The sequence below is a fragment of the Turicibacter sp. St.80E1 genome (genome assembly GCF_059728495.1).
Window position 1 is genome coordinate 242,599 of record NZ_AP039386.1, and the last position, 21,636, is coordinate 264,234.

Consider the following 21,636-nt stretch of genomic DNA (forward strand, 5'->3'; position numbering starts at 1 on the left):
GTTTTATCGCTCCTCGTTTTGTAATATTAACGTTTGAATAAATACTCCTGATTCGTACGATGTTTCTAGTCTAATGTATTTGTTCTCTTCTAAGAGTTGGTGGACATTATATAAGCCAATCCCTCTATCTTTTCCTTTAGAAGAATAGCCTTTGGTATAGATAGTTTGTAAATCTATTTTCCTGTCCTCACAATTATTTTCAATCTGTATTTGTTGGGCATCTCTATCTTGAATCATGATAATGGAGATATAGGGATGGTTTGTCGTACTGGCTCCTTCGATTGCATTATCTAATAAGATAGAGAAAACTCTATAAAATGAAAAGGTATCCATGTAAATTGAATTAATCGGATCTTCTATTTCTAATCGAACCTCAATGCCACTGTTTTGAGATTTAATAATTTTGGCAGTGAGTAGACTTTTAATTTCGACTACTTGAATCTTATGTAGCTGTCCTAAAATATAGTCATTACCTTTGACCAGCTGCTTAGTGGGTTGGATAATGCTTTGATAGACATCTTTTATAATTTCAATATTTTCTTGACGAATCCCTTCCTCTAAACTCAATAAAATATTGAGATAATCATGACGGAAACTATTTAAGTTAGTATAGAGTTGTTCAATTTGAAGAGTATACTCATGTAGTTGTTGATTTAATATACGTTCCTGTTTCATCTTGGCATCCTTGTTTAAGATATAGATTAAAGTCATAACGACCAAACCTAATAACACGGCATAAATGAAAAATAATAAACCTGTAAGGATAAGATGTTTTGGACTAAATCCCTGGATTTGTCCAAGAAAGATATTAAAATAAAAAATAACGAGGGTTAGTAAAAGAAAGCTAAGAATTAGACTCTGATATTTTCTATCTAGCGTTAGAAATTGACGGAATTTTCCGATTAAAGATTTAATAAAACAACAAATTAAGATACTTAGCATACTAGCGAGAAGCTCTACCGTAAGGAGCCTATCATAATGTACAATAAAAGAATTTAAAACCTTCTTAAGGACATACATTTCCATGATTTGTGAAAAGTAATCAGTTACCACTATTATAATTAATGGGACACATACTGATAGAATATTAGTAAACACTTGCTTAGTCTTCAAGGATAGCGAGATAATTAAAAATAAAATAACGACAAAGATCGCAAAAAATCCAATGACATTATAAAGAGGGAGTCCAATTATAGTAATGATTAATAACCAAATAATGAAATCCTTTATAGCTATTTTTTGAGGGGATAAAATACTGGCTCCTGTTAGTAATGTTACTAATTGTAAAAAGAGAATAAAATAAAGAGTCATTAAATAGTCTCCTCCAATTTTTGATTTACTCGCCGAGTCAATAATGCTTGAGGGATATCAGGCTCATAAGCAAATCCGATACAGGTAGTATCAATGGCTTTATCCCCTACTTTTGATGCGACTTTTCCTAACGATTTAGCGGTTTCTTGCCTAAGTTTATTCATCAAATGTTTCTGTATATTTTTCATAGTTGTTATAGCTCCTTTTTAAAATTTTATAGGTCAGGGGTAAAGTAAAAATAATTTGACTGAGGATTCCTAAAGTGATCATCTTTTTAATGTCAGGATTTTTAATCATTAAGGTGATGAAGAAAAGAATTAGGCAATGAATTAAGGATTGTTTACGTAATTTTTCTCTTCTTTGTCTATTAATTAAGGGTTGTTTTTCGGTATCCGCAGGTGCATAACGATTTAAACATAAAAAAGAAACCATAAAACTAATTATAATAAAATGATTGCTGAATATAAAATGACGTGAGAAATAAGGAAGTAGAACAAATAAAACAATACTAATAGTTGAACAATTTAAACTTGTTTTTGCATGGAGACCATGAGATTTAACTCTTAAAAAAAGATAGGAAGTGTGCAAAATGAGGGTTAAATAAAAGGTATTTAGTACAAAGGCTAAACCATAAATTACGGTTCCTTTTAAAAGGTTAATTAGTATAACTTCAATCCCTAATTTTATTTTTAAATATTCTAAATCATCTATTACAATGTTACGTTTAATCCAATCGGCTACCATAGTTGCGATGAATTCTACCCAATTTTTTTTTGAAAGAATCACATATTTAGTCATTTATTCATCCCCCTTATACACCAAAATTATACCATTTACTCTGCAGAATTTAAAAATAATAATTTCATTTATTGGTGTTTTTTGTCGAAAATGAAGGAAGTATTGATTTGAAGTCTCAATATTTTATGTTTTGAAAGAAGGAGCCCTTGTATTATGTAGAAACATCCAAAGCAAATGAAGCTTTCGATGAGAAGAGGAGAGTAAAACTTAAGTGAAGGTGGCGAAGAAATATCTACAAATGAAATCAAATTTTTGGTTAGATAATTAGGTTTTAATTAGTCTGTATAAATGCCTTAGTCTTTAATAAAAAAGTTCTATGAAATCCTAATGGAATAGGTTCTTTTTGACCGTTTATGAGTAAAAAATGACCGTTTAGGAAAAAATATTGTTTTTATTTAGAAAAAATAATAAATTATAGGAGAAATAAAATTATGATTTGAGAGGGGAAAATCTATAGTTTGAATCATATTAAAAAGCAATCATAAAAATCTAATGGGAGCAGTTTTAATGAAAATGCGTTATTTTCTATATTCGATAGATACCCATTTGAAAATTTACTTAATATCTAGCTTTATTAAGGATATAACTTTCAAGAAAAAATCATTAATTTTATTTTGATAATCTACGGAACGATAAGAGAGATAGTATGTTAAAGAAAATCGCTTTATTAGGAGTATTATTATCGGCTGGAACGGGAGTAAGTGCCTTTGCTTCAACGGGTGCAGATGCTGAAAATATTGGGGTTTCAACTCATATTCCTACATCTGAACTTTCATTAGAAAGGGGAACAGGTAAGCCATCTAATGTCTGGAATGTAAAAAGCCAAGGGAGATATTATTATTCTGGACAATCTGCTTATAATAGTTTATATACTAATTATCTTTTTACAGGAGATAGTTGGTATACAGTATCAGCTAAGAATCTTAAAGCATCATCTGATACTGCATTAAAATTTCAGGCTTATAAACAAATTACATTTTCTCCAGATAAAAAAATAGGTGTGGAGCAAACAGTAACGGGCCAAAAAACAGTTAACTATACTTTAAATGGACTAAGCTCATCGGATAAGATTTATTTAGAATTTAAATCGCCGTCTCATTTTGAAGGCTATATTGAATAGAGACTATTATTATGTCGGGTACTGTTTTAAAAGTAATTGCTTTAATAAGTATGTTTATTGACCATCTATGGTTTTTCTTACCGGATATGCCGTACTGTTTTCATTGGATAGGCAGGATTTCCTTTCCTATCTTTCTTTATTGCTGTGTATTAGGATATGTCCACACAAGTAATAGAAAAAGATATTTTTTACGTATTTATTCACTTAGCGTTATTGTAGGTCTTATTAATTTTCTGTGGATAAGTAAAAGTGGTATAAATCTGAATTCTATTAGAACTATCTTTATAACTTTAATATTGATGTATATATATGAGCAGTTTAAGCAGAACTTAAAAAAGGGTAGTGTATTGGCAGCAGCATTTTTGGGATGGCAAGTAATAACCTCATTTCTAGTTATATGGTTGGCAGCCTTTTTGACTGATGCTCCATTATTTATGATTGTTACCGTATTAGGTAATATTTTAAATTTAGATGGTGGAATATTATTCGCACTACTGGGATTATCGATGTATGTTTTTTATCGTTCACGGCTTAAGTTAACTATTGCATTTATTATAATTACGTTAATTGACATGACTTTAGTGAGTTCTCCTATTCTGCCGTATCTATCGAGATATTTGATGTGGAATGGACAACTAGAAAATTTATACCCTTTAGTTGAAGCAATTTCTAGTATGTTATTTGGGGTCAATCCGTTATTTACGACTAGCGATATCCTCTTTGGGTATCCGCAGTGGATGATGATTTTTGCCTTACCAATTATTTTTCTTTATAATGGGACTAAAGGACGAGGGTGCAAGTATTTATTTTATGTTTTCTATCCACTCCATATCGTTGTCTTATATGCCATAAGGTTATTATTATATTGATTGATAGACGGTGAGTTCTTTCATAGAGAATCGAAGTGATAATGATTTATAAATTTTTGACCGTTTAGGAAAAAATATTGTTTCTATTTGGAAAATGTAGTAAGGTTAATAGGAAGTAAAATTTGAGGGATGAAATTAACAGAGAAAAATATTTAGTTTTTTACGGCATACTACCGTTCATTCATTATTTAATTTTACTGGAACAATTAATTTATTTTAAGGTGATAGGAGAGATAGGATGTTAAAGAGGGTTGCTTTACTCGGTGTATTGTTTTCATTTTTTATGGTAGGTTGTTCAAATATTGATTCAAAAGTTTCAACAGAACTTGAATCAACGACTGAGAAATTTTTTAAGGAGATAAATGATTTATCTGATTATACGAATGAGTCAGAATTAGAGGCATTAAATAGTTACTTTACGGATGATAGCGCGGTTAAAGGTGACTTAATCGAGTATTTAACTGTTTATCAATTAGAGAATGAAAAAGAGGTACCTAATTACGAGGTTACGAAGATGGAAATTAAACCACAAGACGATTTATATCGCGTCCATGTTAAATACGATATGAAGTCTAAAGAAACAGACCAATTATTATATTCATCAGATTTGAATCTCTATTTTAAAGATGTTAACGGTGAAATGAAAATTGACACAGCTGATTATGGTGGATAAACCGAAGTAGAAGAGCGATATTGAGGGATAAGACAAAGAAGCAAGTGAGAATCATTTGCTTCTTTTTTTTATGGCGTATCTTTAAAATAAAATGATGTGATATCTTGATGGAGATAGAGCAATCTTCATGAATCAATAATTTTCTTTTATTAAGCGAATCAACGTTTTAAATATTGTTCCTTTTTTCTTTTTGACAGTCATATTTATTCGCTTTGTTTAATATACCGTAATGTATATGATTGTATTGTTTAGTTGGGGAGGAATAGATTAAATGAGTGAAGAAAATAAGGTGACATGGACAAATGAAGAAATTGATAGCCATGTTGATGAGTTAGTTCAAAAGGCATTAAAAGCGTTAGATGATTTTGAAACATTTAATCAAGAGCAAGTGGATTACATAGTGGCTAAATGTTCAGTAGCTGGACTTGATCAACATGGTGTATTAGCCGAAGCGGCCGTTAAAGAAACGGGACGTGGTGTTTTTGAGGATAAGGCAGTAAAAAATTTATTTGCCTGTGAATATGTCACAAATAATCTTCGTCATTTAAAAACGGTAGGAATTATTAATGAGGATGCTTTAACAGGAATTACTGAGATTGCTGAACCAGTTGGGGTTGTCTGTGGAATTATTCCAACAACTAATCCGACATCTACGGTTATTTTTAAATCGTTAATTGCCTTAAAAACGAGAAATCCGATTATTTTCTCTTTTCATCCATCGGCGTATGAATGTTCGGTTCAGGCAGCAACGGTAATTAGAGATGCAGCAATTAAAGCGGGGGCACCAGCTAACTGTATTCAGTGGTTAGGGATGCGCTCAATGTATGCGACAACTAGTTTAATGAATCATCCAGGGGTTGCGACTATTTTAGCAACTGGAGGAAATTCCATGGTTAAGGCTGCTTATTCATGTGGAAAACCAGCACTTGGGGTTGGAGCAGGGAATGTGCCTGCTTATGTTGAAAAAACATGTGTGTTAAAGCGTGCGGTTAACGACATTGTTTTATCAAAATCATTTGATAATGGGATGATTTGTGCATCTGAGCAAGCAGCGATTGTGGATCATGAAATTTATGATGCATTTATTGAAGAGATGAGTCGTTTTAAAGTGTATTTTGCGAATGATGAAGAAAAAGCAAAATTAGAAAATTATATGTTTGGCTGCCAAGCTTACGGTGAAAATGTTTCACAAGCTCGTTTGAATCCCGCTGTAGTTGGAAAGCCAGCAACGTGGATTGCAGAGCAAGCGGGAATTGAGGTTCCTGAAGATACCCAAATTATTTGTGTCATTTGTCAAGAGGTTGGTCCAAATGAACCATTGACACGTGAAAAATTATCCCCAGTATTAGCGGTTTTAAAGGCGACATCGACAGAAGATGGACTTGCTAAATCAGCTGCTATGGTGGAATTTAACGGATTAGGACATTCGGCTGCTATTCATACACAAGATCATGACATTTCAATTCAATTTGGATTAAAGTGTAAAGCTATTCGTGTCATTGAAAATGCTCCATCAACATTCGGGGGAATCGGTTCAGTTTATAATGCCTTCATTCCATCATTAACACTTGGGTGTGGGTCTTACGGACATAACTCAGTGTCAAATAATGTGAGTGCCATTAATTTATTAAATATTAAGCGAATTGGTCGTCGAAATAACAATATGCAGTGGATGAAATTACCTCCTAAAATTTACTTTGAGCGTAATTCTATTCGCTATTTACGTGACATGAAAGAGATGGAGAAGGCGATGATTGTCACAGATCGTGGAATGTATAATTTAGGCTATGTGGATAAAGTTGAGGATGTTATTAAGCGTCGTCGTAATAAGGTAGATTTGGAATTATTCTTTGATGTTGAACCAGATCCAAGCATTGAGACAGTTAATGCGGGTGTTGAATTGATGAGAAAGTTCCAGCCTGATACAATTATTGCCTTAGGTGGGGGATCTTCAATGGATGCGGCTAAGGTGATGTGGTTGATGTATGAGCACCCAGAAGTAAACTTTGATGACATTAAACAGAAGTTTATGGATATTCGTAAACGTGCCTTTAAATTTCCTGAGTTAGGGAAAAAAGCCCGATTAATCTGTATTCCAACGACATCAGGGACGGGATCTGAAGTGACACCGTTTGCTGTTATTACAGATAAATCAGAAAATAAAAAGTATCCATTAACGGATTATTCTTTAACTCCAACAGTGGCGATTGTTGACCCAGAATTCGCTAAAACGATGCCGGCATCGATTGCAGCAGACACGGGGATTGATGTGCTGACACATGCTATTGAGGCGTATGTTTCAATTTTAGCTTCTGACTTTACAGATGGATTAGCTAAACAGGCTGTTAAATTAGTGTTTGATTATTTAGAACGCTCAGTTAAAAATGGTAAAAACGATCCGGAAGCACGCGAAAAAATGCATAATGCTGGGACGATTGCGGGAATGGCCTTTGCCAATGCGTTTCTTGGAATGAATCACTCACTGGCTCATAAAATCGGTGGGGAATGGCACGTCCCTCATGGGCGCACCAATGGGATTTTATTACCTCATGTCATCCGTTATAATGGAACGATTCCAACCAAATTAAATATCTGGCCTAAAATTGAAAACTATAAGGCAGATATTAAATATATGGAGTTAGCCCAATTAATTGGTTTAAATCCACAAACGCCAGAAGAAGGTGTACGTATGTTTGCGGATGCTTGCGAAGAGTTATGTAAGAAAGTTGGAGTTCCAGCCAATATTAAGTCTCAGGGGATTGACCAAGATGCCTGGGAGGAATCTGTTCATCGTATGGCAATGAATGCTTATGAGGATCAATGTACGCCAGCCAATCCTCGTATGCCAATGGTTCATGACATGGAAGCTATCCTGCGTTTAATTTATGATTATGAAAGTAAGTTTTAAAAAAGAGCCTAAGGGCTCTTTTTTTTCGCAACAGGGTATAAAAAATTAAGTCATATTCTTAAGACAAAAATCCATATAATAGATAGAGGATTTAGACGTGCTTAAAAGTTCGAGATAAATGCTAATTTACCAGAGGATAACATTCATAAAAGAAATCATTGAATTCTTAAAATAAAGGGGAGATTTGCAATGAAAATTGTGATCGTAGGATTAGGTGTTATTGGGGGTTCGTTTGCGATGGCACTTAAGGAGGCAGGGTATCAAGAGGTTTATGGGATAGATACAAACGCTCAAACGCTACAAAAGGCGAGAGAGATGGGGATTATTAGGGAGGGACAAACGGTGGGTGATCGACTGCTTAGAGATGCGGATTTAGTTATCCTAGCCATTTATCCACAACTCATGAGGTCTTTTATTCAAAATCATCTTCAGCATTTAAAGCCAGGGTGCGTGATTACGGATGCAACAGGAATTAAGGGGATGTTTATCGAGGATATACTAGCAATGCTTCCTGAAGAAATTGATTTTGTATTCGGTCATCCGATGGCCGGACGAGAGAAAAAGGGAATTGATTTTGCATCACATCAGGTGTTTAAAGGGGCTAATTATTTAATTACGCCCACAAAGAAGAATAAAGAAAAAAATATTGAATTAATTGAGGGTCTTGCTTATGAAATGGGATTTAAAAAAGTAAGGCGTATCACTCCCTCTTTTCATGATGAGATGATCGGTTTCACATCTCAACTTCCGCATGCTATTGCTGTTGCTTTAATAAATAGTGATGAGGAGGGACGTGACACGGGGAGCTTTATCGGGGATAGTTATAGAGAGCTAACACGCATTGCAAATATTAATGAGGATTTATGGAGTGAACTTTTTTTAGGAAATAAGGACAATTTATTAAAGGCCATTAACAACTTTGAACTAGAGTTAGATCTTATTAAAAAAGCTATTCATGATTATGATATAGAAACACTTAAGCAGTACTTTAGAAAGTCAACTAAAAGGAGAGAAGGGTTAGATAGTTAGTACTCATCCCCTCTCGTTTACATTAACTATGTGGTTTAATGGAGGGATTATGATGAAAAGTCGCAATATTTTTGAACGTGATCGGGCCGGCGAAGAAATTACGCATCAGGATGAGGGGTACTACAAGATTAGAGAACGAATAGATGAGGTGCAAAAGATATTATTTGAGCTAAATGGTAATTACCATACTGATGAAGAAATTCGTAATCTATTTTCGCAATTAACTGGGTGCGTAGTGGATCCAACCTTTCGTATTCGGCTTCCGTTTTACACGGATTTTGGGAAGAATATTAAAATCGGTAAAAATGTTTTTGTGAATCATGGATGTACATTTATGGATCGTGGGGGAATTATATTAGAGGATGATGTTCTCATTGGGCCTAAAGTTAATTTAATAACGATTAATCATCCATTGACTCCTCGAAAACGTCACGCAACGGTGTCTAAACCGATTGTGGTGAAAAGAAATGCTTGGATTGCTACAGGGGCCACTGTTGTTCCGGGGGTAACGATTGGGGAAAATGCAGTTGTTGCAGCGGGGGCTGTTGTCACAAAGGATGTTTTAGCAAATACTGTGGTCGCGGGGGTTCCTGCTAGGGTCATTAAAACGATTGATGATACAGGGGATAAAAGGTTTTGAGGTAATTCTTTGGATTAACTTGTTCGATAATAAATAAGATAAAGCTCGTAGAAAGTGCCATAATGAGTATGGTTAAAATTTTACGAGTTTTTTTAGGATAGAAAGCGAGAAAGGATTGGTCGATGAAAGGGGAATAAAGCTTATTTTCTTTGAGGAAAGAAAGGAAATAAAATCAGTTATCAGATAAACTTCTGTTTTATTGTCTTAAAAAAATCCACCTATTTAACAATTTCTAGTTTTTTTTATAAAATATGGTACAATCAAAAAGTATCTAAAAGGATAGAATTTTTGGTCAATTTGTTAGGTTATGATCTTACTTCCCCCGATTGAGCAAATTACCTCATCCGATTGATAGCGAATTTTTTAATTTGGGAAAGGTTAAGGGTGATATTGATGAAATTAGTAAATAGGGCGATATTTTTACTAAGCGTAATTTCCTTAGTTATTTCAATGGTTTTGTTCTATAATTTAGGGATATATTGTGATGAGTATAATGCATCGCCTGAGATGATTTATGGAGGGAATTGGGGACTTTTATTAGAATGGGGAAATTTAATTATTCTGTTTTTCATTTGTTTATTAGCGGGATTGCGTTTATTTCGAAAGTGATAATCTTTCATTTTTGAAATTTAATAGAAAATTAAAAAGTGACTATCTGATGGAAGATAGTCACTTTTTCTCTTTAACGATAAAGTTTTGAGACAACTGTTTGATAGTTATCTTTGTTTCGTACACCATTTAATAGCACACTTGCTTTAGAAATATCCTTAAATAGAATACCGTAGATTAGTTGGTTATCTTTAAAATATAATTTTTTAAATTGTCCTGTCTCAGGATTTTTATCCACAAGGGTTTGAAAGGTATCTAAGTTTTCATTTGGGTATTTACCAACTGCGAATACTTCTGTATCAAAGGCAACAAGAGATAGTGGTTCACATACATTTTGGAATGTTTTTGAATCACCAACAGCGTTGCTTCCTGCTACTTTGGCCTGTTCAATAGCAGGAGACCATAGGTTTGTAGAGATCCCTTCAAACTCGGCGACATCACCGCAAGCGTAAATATTCGGGTTAGATGTTTGCATTTGATCATTGACAACAATCCCACGGTTGACTTCCAGGTTAGCTTGAGAAGCTAGTTGTGTATTTGCACGAACCCCTGCACTAATGACAACAACGTCAGTATTAAGTGTTTCATTAGCTAATTTAACGCCTACCACCTTTTGATCGTTTGTAAGGATTTCTTCTACCTTCGCCTCAGTTCTTATTTCAATCCCCTTTTGAGATAGGATATGTTGAATAAAATGAGAAGCATCGCTATCTAATTGTGTTTTCATTAGGCGATCACTAACTTCTACAATGGTAACCTTAAGTCCTAATTCCTGTAAAGCATCAGCGGCTTCAAGACCTAGCACCCCTCCGCCAATAATAACCGCGGACTTTTTGTGTTGCGCATACTCGCGAAGTGCAAGTGCATCTGTTTTATATTTAATAGAAAATACACCTAAAGCATCAGCGTTTTTAATTGGTGGGATAAAGTTTGAGGACCCTGTTGCTAAAATTAATTTATCGTAGGCGATTGTTTCTCCGTTTTCAAGAACTAATGTGCGTTCATCTGCATTTAAAGTCGTTACAGTTGAGTTAAGTAAGAGATGGATATTATGATTTGAATACCACTCCTTGGCATTTAAATTAAATTCCTCATCTGCAAGATCGTGCACAATTAAATCAGATAGAGAGGGACGGTAATAAGGATAACTAGATTCTGAACTAATCATCGTAATTGAGGCAACCTCGTTGCGTTGACGGATTGTGTTTGCCGCCGTCATCGCTGCGACCCCTCCACCGATAATGACGAATTTTTCATTAGCTGTTGATTTAAAGTTAATGACTTCTTCTTCATAGAGTTCAAATAAATCAGATCCCACTCCACAAGCAGGGCAAATTTCTGGAGGTAATACACCCGGATAAACTTCTCCACAAACGATACAACGCCATAAGACAACCTTACCACTTGGATTTAATTCTTCAACATTTAAAGCTATTGAAGTTTCCTTTTTACGTTCCGGAACCGTGTCTGTTAATAGACAGTTAGCAAAGAGCTTACCAAATTCAATTGCAGCCTCTGTTTCGCTTTTTGAGGCACGGAATTTTATTTTAAATCCATCAATTACTTTCATTCGAAGTTGGTGTAAACGATCCATAATATTATCTACACCTTCGCCACTCCAACCGTATGAACCAAAGGCAGAGACAATTTTTCCACCATGTACGATAGGATTTAGATTAATGGATAAATCCCAAATAATCGGTAATGCATCGCCATTGATTGTACATGTTCCAAATAAGATTCCATCGGCATCAGCAAAGTGATGAAGGATTTCATCCTTTTTCTGTGGATAGTTTAATAAATCGAGATTATAAGGGAGAATTTCAATTGTAGAGTCTACTTCATGAATTCCTTTCATAATAGCTTCCGCAAGCTCACCTGTATATCCATAGGCAGAAACATAAGGAATAACAACCTTTTTGACCTCTTTTTTAGTTGCGGGTGTTGACCATTGTTGATAAGTTGAAATAATTTCATCAATTCGGGTATCCAAAACAGGTCCGTGCCCTGTACAGACCATCGATAATTTTAAGTCTTTGATTTTATCGATGGCTTTAAGAACATAAGGCTTAAACGGTGAAAAAATGGCCGTGTAGTAATACAGTAGAGCATCTTGATAAGCCGCTTCTTCCGATTGAGGTACTTCTGATAATTTAATTCCCGATTTTGGGCTATAGTGAGAGCCGAATGAATCACAAGTAAATAAGACGTGCTCATCTGGCATATACGTGTAGATGGAGTCTGGCCAATGTAAGAAAGGTGCTTTAATAAATTCAAATGTTTTATTACCTAATTTGAACGACTTAAGTTCTTCTGTGGTTTGATAGTTAAAATCTATATTTAAAATATCTTTTAAGTAGGTAATCGCCGTTTTAGAACCAATAACAGTTAAATGAGGGATACGGTTAATGAGTTTTCCAATAGATCCAGCGTGATCGGGTTCGGTATGGTTGGTAATAATGTATTTAATTTGATTTAAATCCCCGATTTTTTCTTCAATTTTTTGTAAATAGGCATCAAAGAACTTTTCCTTGACCGTTTCAACCAAAATGGCTCCTTCCGTCGTTTGAACCAAGTAAGAGTTATAGGTTGTTCCGTATTTTGTTTCCATGATGATATCGAATACATCTAAGTGAGGATCTAAAATACCTAACCAAAAAATATCATTTGTTAAATTGACAGATTGAATCATAAACTCCCTCCAATATTTCATCATAATAAGATTAAAGAAATAAATACCCGTTTGTGAAAAAAATATTTATTTCATAAGTATAAAATACCTAAAAATAAATAAATTCACAAGTGAGATGCTCTTTTATTTTTAAAAGATGTTTGATTGAGTGCTATTAATAAGGGAACCCCCCAATTCAAATGATGTATGGGGAAGCCCGGATATTTGTATTCTTTCAATAGAATAAATAGGAAGATAGGGGGATCGTCTATCTCTAAAATACTATTATTTTTTTATAGACTGTGTAAAAAAGGGAATTTTATACCATAATAAATAAAATGATATGGCGGGAAGGATTGATTGGGATGAAGGCAACTGAATTAAAAATGAATTCTTTATATCGTACAGTGGAATTATTTAAAGATTTAAAACCGTGGGAGGTTATTAGCGAATATCAGTTATTTGCGATTGAGGATCCGGTGACACATGTAATGGGATTTTGTTCTATTCAAGGAAAAAATACTGCTAGGGTAGGATTAAAGGTTTATATGGGGCTAGAGGGATTACGTCATTATAATGAGGGACTTGAATTAGATGACTCGCAATCCTCAATACAGAGTACAGGGAATATTTTATCGAAGGAAACATGCCTATCTGTGATTTTTAACCAAGATGATACTCAATTTTATGATTGTCAATATGGGGTTGTTAATCGCAGTATCAGTAATGAGTGGCAAGTAAATTTTCTAGAAACAGTCTTAAATCAAGTTTTAGAGTTAGTTAATTTAATTAAGGAAACGCCCTCATTTTCATTAGAAGAGAATCAAATTCTCATGAGATTAAAGGATCCAGCAGGACGATGGAAAACTTTAAAAGTTTCCCTAGCAACCTTTTTGAAGCAATTAAACGAAGAAGAGGTACCTTATCAAAATGAATTGGAGGCTTATCGTATTTCGAAGTTACCGCAAACCAATTTAGTATTTGAGGTTACTCAGTTTTTGATGCCACGTATAATGGAAGACTCTCACGAATCTCGCGGTTACGCTCCGCTGGTGACAGTCATTTTAGAACAGGAAACTAAACAGTTAATTTTTGTTGAAATGTCCTCACCTAGTCGGGAAAATCAAGAGCAAATTTTATCACAGGTCGCTAAAACGCTACTTCATGAATTAGAGTTTAGGCCAAAAGCTTTCGTTACCGATTGTGATGCAGTCATGAGGCAATTTAAAGATTTTGCGGGTCAAACGAAGATTAATTTATTACGCGTTCAAGAGTTAAAAGTGGCAAATCAGTTTGCTGATGATTTAATGATGGTGGACCGTCAACTATCTACATTTGTGAAAGAAGATGAATTTGAGCGAGAAATAGACGTGGTTTTATCAACAAGTAAAGAAATCTGTCAACGTATTTTATCGAGTGATGTATTAAGTCGTGAATTAACAGATAAAGGAAAAAATCAATTTGAAAATATTGTAGAGTTATTTCATGTCGTCATGTTAGGGCATTTTCATGAGTTGCCAGACCATTGGAGTATAGAAAATGTAGAGCTTGCTTGTAAAGAGGTGCTGCCTAGTTTATTAGGGGAAGAGGAGCTTCAACTCGTTCCTGAAGTTTTGTCACATTACTTGAATATTGTAGGAGAAGCCGAAAAAAATTCTAATTATGAAATCATTGAGCAATGTGTTAGACGATGCTATTTATAAAAAAAAGATATCTTGCTTAGCAAGATATCTTTTTTTATTTTTTGGCATTTGGACGCTTGAAGATTAAAGATTGAATAATTGTCATAATTGATCCTGTTAAGAAATAAAGACCAAATGCAAATGGTGTTCCGATTGTAATAGAGAACATGGCAAATGGAAAATAGTAAGTCATAATTTTCATCATCATATTATTTGTTTGATTTTGTTGACCATTCATACTAGCAGCCATGCTCTTATTCATTAAACGTTGTGAATAAACTGTTAATCCCGCTACAACAAAGGCTAAGATATAATTTGGTACTGTTGCAGTAGCCCCTAAGTTGATTCCAAAGAATTCAGCAGCAGCAGCGTTATGAATGAGTGGATGACGAGAAATAGCTTGATAGAATGCTAAGAAAACTGGCATTTGTAAGAATGGAAGTAAGCATCCTGCCATTGGGTTATAATTATATTTTTTATAAAGCTCCATCATTTCTTGCTGCATTTTGACTTGTGAAGCTTGATCCTTTTTATTTTCATATTTCTTTTGAATGCGTTGCATTTGCGGCTGAATTTCTTGCATGACAGCCATTGATTTATTTGACTTTGCATAAAGTGGCATTAAGACTAAACGTACAATAGCTGTTGCTAAGATAATAGCGAATCCTAAGTTGTTAGATAATAACTTATAGAGTAAGGTAATAAAGCTAGCAAGCGGTAAGACGAATACCTTATCCCATAATCCCGATGCCGTTTCTGTTGTGATGGGTTCTGATGAGATAGCACACCCAGATAATAGTCCGGCGACTAGCACAAAACATAATACTAAACTTAACTTCTTTTTCAACGAAAATTCCTTCTTTCCCCTAATGTGTATTTTGTATATTGCTAAATAATAGACATATAAACAATATTATAAACCAAATAATGCTATAAAATACTAACAATAAGGGTATTATAAGTTAAAATAGAGTCTAATTCAATAAAAATTATGTGAAATTCAACTTAAAAGTGAAATTGCTTAAATTTAACATGATTCTCTACGTAATGACATATTATTTAAGTAGAAGGGGTTAAAATGGAAGTAGAGAGGATGATTTGTCATGGGGATTGCTACGAATTTTGAGTTACATAGATTGTACGAAGCGGCAATTGCTTTTAAGAAGTTGCAACCGTGGAAATGGATGTATGCCTCTCAAGTTTTTATCATTCATGATGACGAGAGAGATATAGATGGATTTTGTAGTATTATGGGAATGATGGGGGAATATTTTTCTTTATCAGTTTATTTAGGGGAGTCGGGGTATCAATCTTATCGTTATTTATACGATAAGGCTAGTCTTGCCTATATGGATCATATTTTTATGAAAGCAGAAGTTAAAAAAAACTGTTTAGTCGTTAATTTTGTCGATTACAGTGCATTAACGGAGCACGATGAGGAACAGGCAGAGTTTTTAGGCTATCAATTGAAAGGGGAGACGAAATGTCCTCAGTTTCGTTATCATCATCCGGGAATTTATTCCTGGTATTTAACCGATTCGTGGCAGTGTCGGTTTTTAACAAAGGCTTTAGAACAAGCAGTTGTTGTTGCTAGACTAGAGTTGACGAATAATTTACAAGTTCCAGAAGTTTATGATAGTAAGTATTATTTGAGATATTTTAGCGAAGATGAAGGTTGGAAAGGAACTTTTGTCGATTCTCATTTATATAAAAAATCACCGTCACCTAAAAAAACAATTTTTCAAAATGATTTATTAGCTTATCGTTTAAAGAAACTTCCGAAATTATTAATTACGTTGGAGGCCATTCAATTTTATTTACCTAATCCTGTTGTTGAAATTGGATCCGGTCAACCATTCTTTATGTTAGTCACCGCCTTAGTTGATTCTGAAGAGGGGCAATTGTTTTATTTAGACGTACAAGAGACGGCGGCTTTATATCTTTCGGATACGGTGACCGAGCTAGCTAAACAGTTTCTTGAATTGAAAATTCGTCCATGTGAAATTATAGCTGAAGATGAGGATACATACGCCCTATTAGAGGATATATGTAAACAAATTGATGTTAAGTTGTCGATTGACTCTCACGTTACGCGAGCCCATGAGTTTGCAGAATATATTTTTGAAGAATTACAAAATGCGACATCGTCTAATGTAAAGGTGATTGAGAGTGAACAAAGTGATATTGATAAATTAGTATCTTTTGCGGATCAAATTACCGATACGTTAACACTTCAAAATGCTTTAAATAATTTAAGTGAGCAAGCCCAGGCGCAGTATCGTTTAATTACACAGACATTTGTGTTAGCTATGTACACCATCCGGGATCAAATTCCGAGTGAATGGACGGGTGATGCTGTTAAAGATATTTGTCTAAATGTTCTGCCAGAACAGCTTGAACAACCCGTACTCTCTCAATGTAAACCGGTACTATCACATTTTTTAACGGCTTTAGGAGAAGATGATATTATTCCAAATTATCGATCATTGTTATTAGTTATTAATAATTGTTTGTAGGTTATTATCCTTATTATATATAAAAGAGGGACCGCTCCCTCTTTTTTTATATGCGTGTGTTTAGTTTTAAAAGATGTGATAAGATTATTTTTATTGCACCACGCGACTAACTTATGGAATACTACTATTATAAAAAAACAGCGTTCAAGAGAAAGGAAAGATTAAAATGAAGGAGATTTATCCGAAACTTATTTCATTTTTAGAAGGGGAACTCTCACAAGATACAAGTGGTCATAGTCTTGATCACGCACTGAGGGTGTACCATAATGCGAAAGCTATTTTAAGTGTGGAGGGCGGAGATGAACGAATCGTCCTTATTGCTGCACTTGTACACGATGTTATTGACCCAAAATTGTTTGACGATGTTGAAGAACAAGAGAAAAAGCTTATTGATGTTTTAAAGGCAATGGGTTGCGGTCAGGAGGAGATAGGATCTATTCAATATATTATTCAAAATATTTCTTTTAAAGGCGGACATGCGCAACCGCTAAAAAATCTTGAAGCAAAGATTGTTCAAGATGCGGATCGTCTTGATGCCATTGGGGCAATAGGTGTGGGAAGAACATTTATGTATGGTGGAGCAAAAGGAGCTAAGATGCATGATGATAAACTTCCGGTTATGACGTTTGAAAACGAATTGGAGTATCGTCGACACCAGGGGACGGTTATTAATCACTTTTATGAAAAATTATTTAAACTTAAAGACTTAATGAATACGGAAACGGCGAAGGAGATAGCTAATAATCGTCATCGTTTTATGGAGGTTTTTGTAGAACAATTTCTAAATGAATGGAATGGAGAAGCCTAAGTTTAGCCTCTCTTAGTTAAATGTCGTAAAAAGGTGAGATAGAAAATTTAAATTTCTACATGAATAGACATTGACTTTTATTACCTAATCTTCTATAATACTTGTGAAAGCTTTAATTCGGTCCCGTGAGGCTGAGAAGACACGTTTAAAAGATAATAGAATCTATTACCCAACTAGGGAATTCGTGTATCCTCTTTTAGCCTACCTAATAAAGCTAAGAGAGGATTTTTTTTGTTTTATTGAACGGTGAATCGAACAACTTTTTAGGCTTATCTAAGCGGGTATCTTAGGAGGTACGATAATGGAGAAGAAACTGATATTAGATGTTCATGAAAAGCCAAAGGTTGCACATTGGATTGCATTAAGTATTCAACATGTGTTGGCAATGTTTGGTTCAACGGTGCTCGTTCCAATGTTAACGGGATTACCGGTTAGTTTAGCATTAATTTCATCAGGAATTGGGACGATGTTTTACTTATTTGTGACAAAGGGGAAATCACCAGTTTATTTAGGATCATCCTTTGCGTATATTGCACCGATTACTTCTGCTTTGGCTCTAGGGGCTACTTTAAATGCACAAGGTGAAATGATAAGTGGTGCGAATTATGGGGCAGTTATGGGGGGGTTAATGATGGTTGGGATTGTCTATCTCGTCATTGCGATCATAATTAAATTTATTGGAACGGACTGGTTAAATAAGTTATTACCACCTGTTGTTATTGGACCTACCATTATGGTTATTGGGTTGAGTTTAGCTGGGACGGCAGTTAATATGGCGTCTGAACACATTTTAATTGCGTTAGTTACGTTATTAACCGCGGTTTTGGTTTCAGCCTATACAAAGGGATTGTTACAGTTGCTTCCTATTTTTAGCGGAATTGTTGTTGGGTATTTAGTAGCTATTATCTCAGGAGTGGTTGATTTTAGTGCTGTACATCAGGCGAATTTCTTTGAAATTCCATCGTTTGCCTTCTTACACTCAACACCCGTTTTTAATTTAGAAGTTGCATCAATTATGATTCCAGTAGCTATTGTAACAATCACAGAACATATTGGGGATCATTTAGTTTTAGGATCGATTGTCGGACGCGATTTAACAAAGAGCCCAGGATTACACCGAACACTGATTGGTGATGGAGTGGCTACATTCTGTGCCGGATTCATCGGTGGACCTGCTAATACAACGTATGGTGAGAATACAGGAGTGATTGGTTTAACTAAAGTTGCTTCAGTATGGGTGATTGGTGGAGCAGCGGTTACAGCCTTCTGTTTAGGATTTATCGGAAAGTTTACAGCGCTAGTACAAACTATTCCAGGTGCTGTCATGGGTGGGGTAAGTATCCTTCTATTTGGGGTTATTGCTTCATCTGGAGTTCGTGTGTTAATTAATAATCAAATCGATTTTGGCCGTCAACGAAACTTGATTATTGGGGCGGTCATCTTAATTGTAGGAATCGGTGGATTAACAATTAACATTGGAAAGATAACTTTATCTGGAATGGCACTAGCTGCAATTATCGGTGTTATCTTACATTTAATCTTACCAGATAAAGAAGCTTCTTACGGACAAAGTTCTTGTAAAACTGAATTAGAAGTAACTGATGAAGATTTAGTAAATCAGTTCACTAAACCGACGAAAAATGAAAAAGTGACATCTATTTAGGACAATATAAAAGGTCAGCTTTTATGCTGATTTTTTTATACCAAATTTCATAAAAAATATAGATAAATTTGTAAAAACAGGTGATGAAAGTGAAAGAAATTAAGCATTTAACACGGTTATCAGATCTTACAATTGATGAAATATTAGAGATTTTGCAGGTAGCAAATCGTTTAGCAAATGGTGAAACAACCTGTTCGTTAAGTGGTGGCGTAGTGGCTAACCTTTTCTTTGAGCCTAGCACACGAACACAGTATTCTTTCTTGATGGCTGAACAAAAATTAGGATTAAATACAATGGATTTTAGTGCACAAACTTCAAGTGTACAAAAGGGAGAGACATTGTACGATACAGTTAAGACATTTGAGGCTATAGGAGTTGACGCTGTCGTCATTCGTCATCCTCAAAACAATTACTTTGATGAATTGATTGGAAAAATCGACATTCCGATCCTTAATGGAGGAGATGGAAGTGGGAACCATCCAACTCAATCTCTGTTAGATTTACTAACAATCTATCAAGAATATGGACGCTTTGAGGGATTAAAGATTGCGATTGTTGGAGATATCGCGCATTCGCGTGTTGCGCATACGAATATTGAAGTAATGACACGTCTTGGGATGGATGTTCATCTGGTTGCTCCTGCACAATTTCAAGAGCCGGGATACGATTGGGAAGAATTAGATAAGGTATTAGAAGACATGGATATTGTGATGTTACTGCGAGTACAGCATGAACGCCATGATGGAATAATGGTCTTAACAAAGGATGAATATCATCAAAAATATGGTTTAACGGTAGAACGTGAAAAACGAATGAAAGAGGGAGCGATTATTATGCACCCAGCACCGTTTAATCGTGGGGTTGAGATTGCCGATGAAGTTGTTGAGTGTAATCGTAGTCGAATTTTCAAACAGATGAGTAATGGAGTATTCATTAGGATGGCTTGCTTACATCGATCATTAAAAAATAAGAAAAATTAGGATGAGAAATACGTTTTTAACTAATACTTATATGAAGGCCAATCGTATAAATTAATTTAACGGAGTAGGGAGTGTCATAGATGATTCTTTTAAAAAACGGATATTTTGTAAGTGAAGAAAATGATTTAATTAAGAGCGATTTTTTAATCAATGATGGAAAAATTTTAAAGATGGAAATAGGAATTGAATGCGACGAGGCAGAGGTTTATGATTTAGCGGGTGCCTTCGTCTCTCCGGGATTAGTGGATGTGCATGTTCATTTAAGGGAACCGGGGTATGAGAGAAAAGAAACGATTGAAACAGGGACATTAGCTGCAGCTAAAGGTGGATTTACAACCATTGCTGCGATGGCAAATACGATTCCTGTTCCAGATTCGGTTGAACATGTGACATACATTAACGATTTGTTAGATAAGTCGGCTAAAGTTAGGGTTTTTCCTTATGCAGCCATTACCATTGGTGAACGTGGTGAAGAAATTGTAGATGTTGAGACACTTGCTAACATGAATATTTTAGGATTTTCTGATGATGGACGTGGAATCCAAGAGGCTGGGGTGATGTATCAAGCAATGAAGCGAGCGAAAGAGGTGAACAAACCCATTGTCGCTCACTGTGAGGATGATAGTTTATTATTCGGTGGATACTTACACGACGGTGAATACGCCAAGGAAAACGGCCATAAAGGAATTTTATCGGTTAGTGAATCCGCGCAAATTGCTCGGGACATTATGTTAGCACAGGCGACAGGCGTTCATTATCATATTTGTCACATTAGTACAAAAGAGAGTGTGGAACTGGTTCGCTTTGCAAAACAACAAGGAATTCATGTAACCGCGGAAGTTTCGCCACATCATCTATTACTTTGTGACATGGATATCAAAAATGACGATACTAATTATAAAATGAATCCACCACTTCGCTCAGAACGCGATCGATTAGCGTGTGTTGAAGGATTACTCGATGGGACAATTGATGTGATTGCAACTGATCATGCCCCTCACCATGAAGATGAAAAAGCTAGAAATCTTTATGAAGCTCCATTTGGAATTGTTGGATTAGAAACAGCATTCCCACTCATGTACACGCATTTCGTTAAAACGGGAATCATGACCTTAAACCAGTTAGTTAATTGTATGAGTCGAAAGCCAGCAGATATCTTTAATTTACCTTACGGAAAGTTAGAAGTGGGTGCGATAGCTGACTTGACGATCATTGATTTGGAAAAAGAAATGAAAATTGATCCGCAACACTTTGTCTCTAAAGGAAAAAATACTCCATTTACGGGATATTGCGTATCAGGTTGGCCAGTGATGACATTAGTAGACGGAAAAATAGTTTATCAGGCGATGAATTTATAGG

At 35.0% G+C, this 21,636-nt stretch carries 17 protein-coding genes; 12 read left to right on the plus strand and 5 right to left on the minus strand.

Features of this window, described 5'->3' with window-relative positions; genetic code table 11:
• Positions 1-3: 3 nt before the first annotated feature.
• From AC6I0I_RS01120 to AC6I0I_RS01130, 3 genes are read right to left on the minus strand one after another with little or no spacing between them, the layout of a single operon-like run.
• The gene (locus AC6I0I_RS01120; protein WP_161832244.1) at positions 4-1,311 is read right to left on the minus strand and encodes a sensor histidine kinase; all 1,308 of its coding nucleotides are present in this window, start codon (positions 1,309-1,311) and stop codon (positions 4-6) included.
• Complete coding sequence (locus AC6I0I_RS01125; RefSeq protein ID WP_161832245.1) at positions 1,311-1,499, minus strand: cyclic lactone autoinducer peptide; 189 nt, start codon at positions 1,497-1,499, stop codon at positions 1,311-1,313. Before AC6I0I_RS01125 ends, AC6I0I_RS01120 begins: the two co-directional genes overlap by 1 nt.
• Complete coding sequence (locus AC6I0I_RS01130) at positions 1,468-2,109, minus strand: accessory gene regulator B family protein (protein ID WP_161832246.1); 642 nt, start codon at positions 2,107-2,109, stop codon at positions 1,468-1,470. The genes AC6I0I_RS01125 and AC6I0I_RS01130 overlap by 32 nt, the downstream gene beginning before the upstream one ends.
• A 646-nt stretch (positions 2,110-2,755) precedes the next feature.
• Between AC6I0I_RS01130 and AC6I0I_RS01135 the strand changes: the two genes are divergently transcribed.
• The 6 genes from AC6I0I_RS01135 (at position 2,756) to AC6I0I_RS01160 (ending at position 9,348) form a co-directional block, all read left to right on the plus strand.
• Positions 2,756-3,229 carry a hypothetical protein gene (locus AC6I0I_RS01135; protein ID WP_262953861.1) on the plus strand — a complete coding sequence of 158 codons (474 nt, stop codon included), beginning with the start codon at positions 2,756-2,758 and terminating at the stop codon, positions 3,227-3,229.
• Between the two features lie 11 nt (positions 3,230-3,240).
• Positions 3,241-4,098: a TraX family protein gene (locus tag AC6I0I_RS01140; RefSeq protein WP_262953862.1), complete on the plus strand. Its 858-nt coding sequence runs from the start codon at positions 3,241-3,243 to the stop codon at positions 4,096-4,098.
• Between the two features lie 238 nt (positions 4,099-4,336).
• Positions 4,337-4,771 (plus strand): hypothetical protein, encoded by a 435-nt coding sequence (locus AC6I0I_RS01145; protein ID WP_161832247.1) that lies wholly within the window; start codon positions 4,337-4,339, stop codon positions 4,769-4,771.
• A gap of 271 nt (positions 4,772-5,042) precedes the next feature.
• On the plus strand, positions 5,043-7,679 hold the full coding sequence (gene adhE / locus AC6I0I_RS01150) for a bifunctional acetaldehyde-CoA/alcohol dehydrogenase (RefSeq protein WP_262953863.1): 2,637 nt from the start codon (positions 5,043-5,045) through the stop codon (positions 7,677-7,679).
• A gap of 189 nt (positions 7,680-7,868) precedes the next feature.
• Positions 7,869-8,708, plus strand: coding sequence for a prephenate dehydrogenase (locus AC6I0I_RS01155; protein WP_161832249.1), 840 nt, complete (start codon positions 7,869-7,871; stop codon positions 8,706-8,708).
• A gap of 49 nt (positions 8,709-8,757) precedes the next feature.
• On the plus strand, positions 8,758-9,348 hold the full coding sequence (locus tag AC6I0I_RS01160) for a DapH/DapD/GlmU-related protein (RefSeq protein ID WP_338506705.1): 591 nt from the start codon (positions 8,758-8,760) through the stop codon (positions 9,346-9,348).
• Positions 9,349-10,030: 682 nt separating this feature from the next.
• Here AC6I0I_RS01160 and AC6I0I_RS01165 read toward each other — a convergent pair.
• The gene (locus AC6I0I_RS01165; RefSeq protein WP_262953864.1) at positions 10,031-12,649 is read right to left on the minus strand and encodes an FAD-dependent oxidoreductase; all 2,619 of its coding nucleotides are present in this window, start codon (positions 12,647-12,649) and stop codon (positions 10,031-10,033) included.
• A 344-nt stretch (positions 12,650-12,993) separates the two neighbouring features.
• Between AC6I0I_RS01165 and AC6I0I_RS01170 the strand changes: the two genes are divergently transcribed.
• A complete protein-coding gene (locus AC6I0I_RS01170) occupies positions 12,994-14,331 on the plus strand; it encodes a DUF7309 domain-containing protein (protein ID WP_161832252.1) in 1,338 nt (445 codons plus the stop codon).
• Positions 14,332-14,365: 34 nt separating this feature from the next.
• Here AC6I0I_RS01170 and AC6I0I_RS01175 read toward each other — a convergent pair whose 3' ends face one another.
• Entirely contained in the window at positions 14,366-15,157 is a 792-nt protein-coding gene (locus tag AC6I0I_RS01175; RefSeq protein WP_161832253.1) for a YidC/Oxa1 family membrane protein insertase, read from the minus strand.
• A gap of 256 nt (positions 15,158-15,413) precedes the next feature.
• On the opposite strand from AC6I0I_RS01175, the gene AC6I0I_RS01180 reads away from it, so the two are divergent.
• The 5 genes from AC6I0I_RS01180 to pyrC all read left to right on the plus strand — a co-directional run bounded on the left by AC6I0I_RS01180 (position 15,414) and on the right by pyrC (position 21,635).
• A complete protein-coding gene (locus AC6I0I_RS01180; RefSeq protein ID WP_161832254.1) occupies positions 15,414-16,826 on the plus strand; it encodes a DUF7309 domain-containing protein in 1,413 nt (470 codons plus the stop codon).
• 166 nt (positions 16,827-16,992) lie between these two features.
• The gene (locus tag AC6I0I_RS01185; protein ID WP_262953865.1) at positions 16,993-17,634 is read left to right on the plus strand and encodes an HD domain-containing protein; all 642 of its coding nucleotides are present in this window, start codon (positions 16,993-16,995) and stop codon (positions 17,632-17,634) included.
• A gap of 301 nt (positions 17,635-17,935) precedes the next feature.
• Complete coding sequence (locus AC6I0I_RS01190) at positions 17,936-19,297, plus strand: solute carrier family 23 protein (protein ID WP_262950867.1); 1,362 nt, start codon at positions 17,936-17,938, stop codon at positions 19,295-19,297.
• A gap of 89 nt (positions 19,298-19,386) precedes the next feature.
• Positions 19,387-20,277 carry an aspartate carbamoyltransferase catalytic subunit gene (locus AC6I0I_RS01195; protein WP_317453427.1) on the plus strand — a complete coding sequence of 297 codons (891 nt, stop codon included), beginning with the start codon at positions 19,387-19,389 and terminating at the stop codon, positions 20,275-20,277.
• An 80-nt stretch (positions 20,278-20,357) separates the two neighbouring features.
• Positions 20,358-21,635, plus strand: coding sequence for a dihydroorotase (gene pyrC, locus AC6I0I_RS01200; RefSeq protein WP_262953866.1), 1,278 nt, complete (start codon positions 20,358-20,360; stop codon positions 21,633-21,635).
• Position 21,636 lies beyond the last annotated feature (1 nt).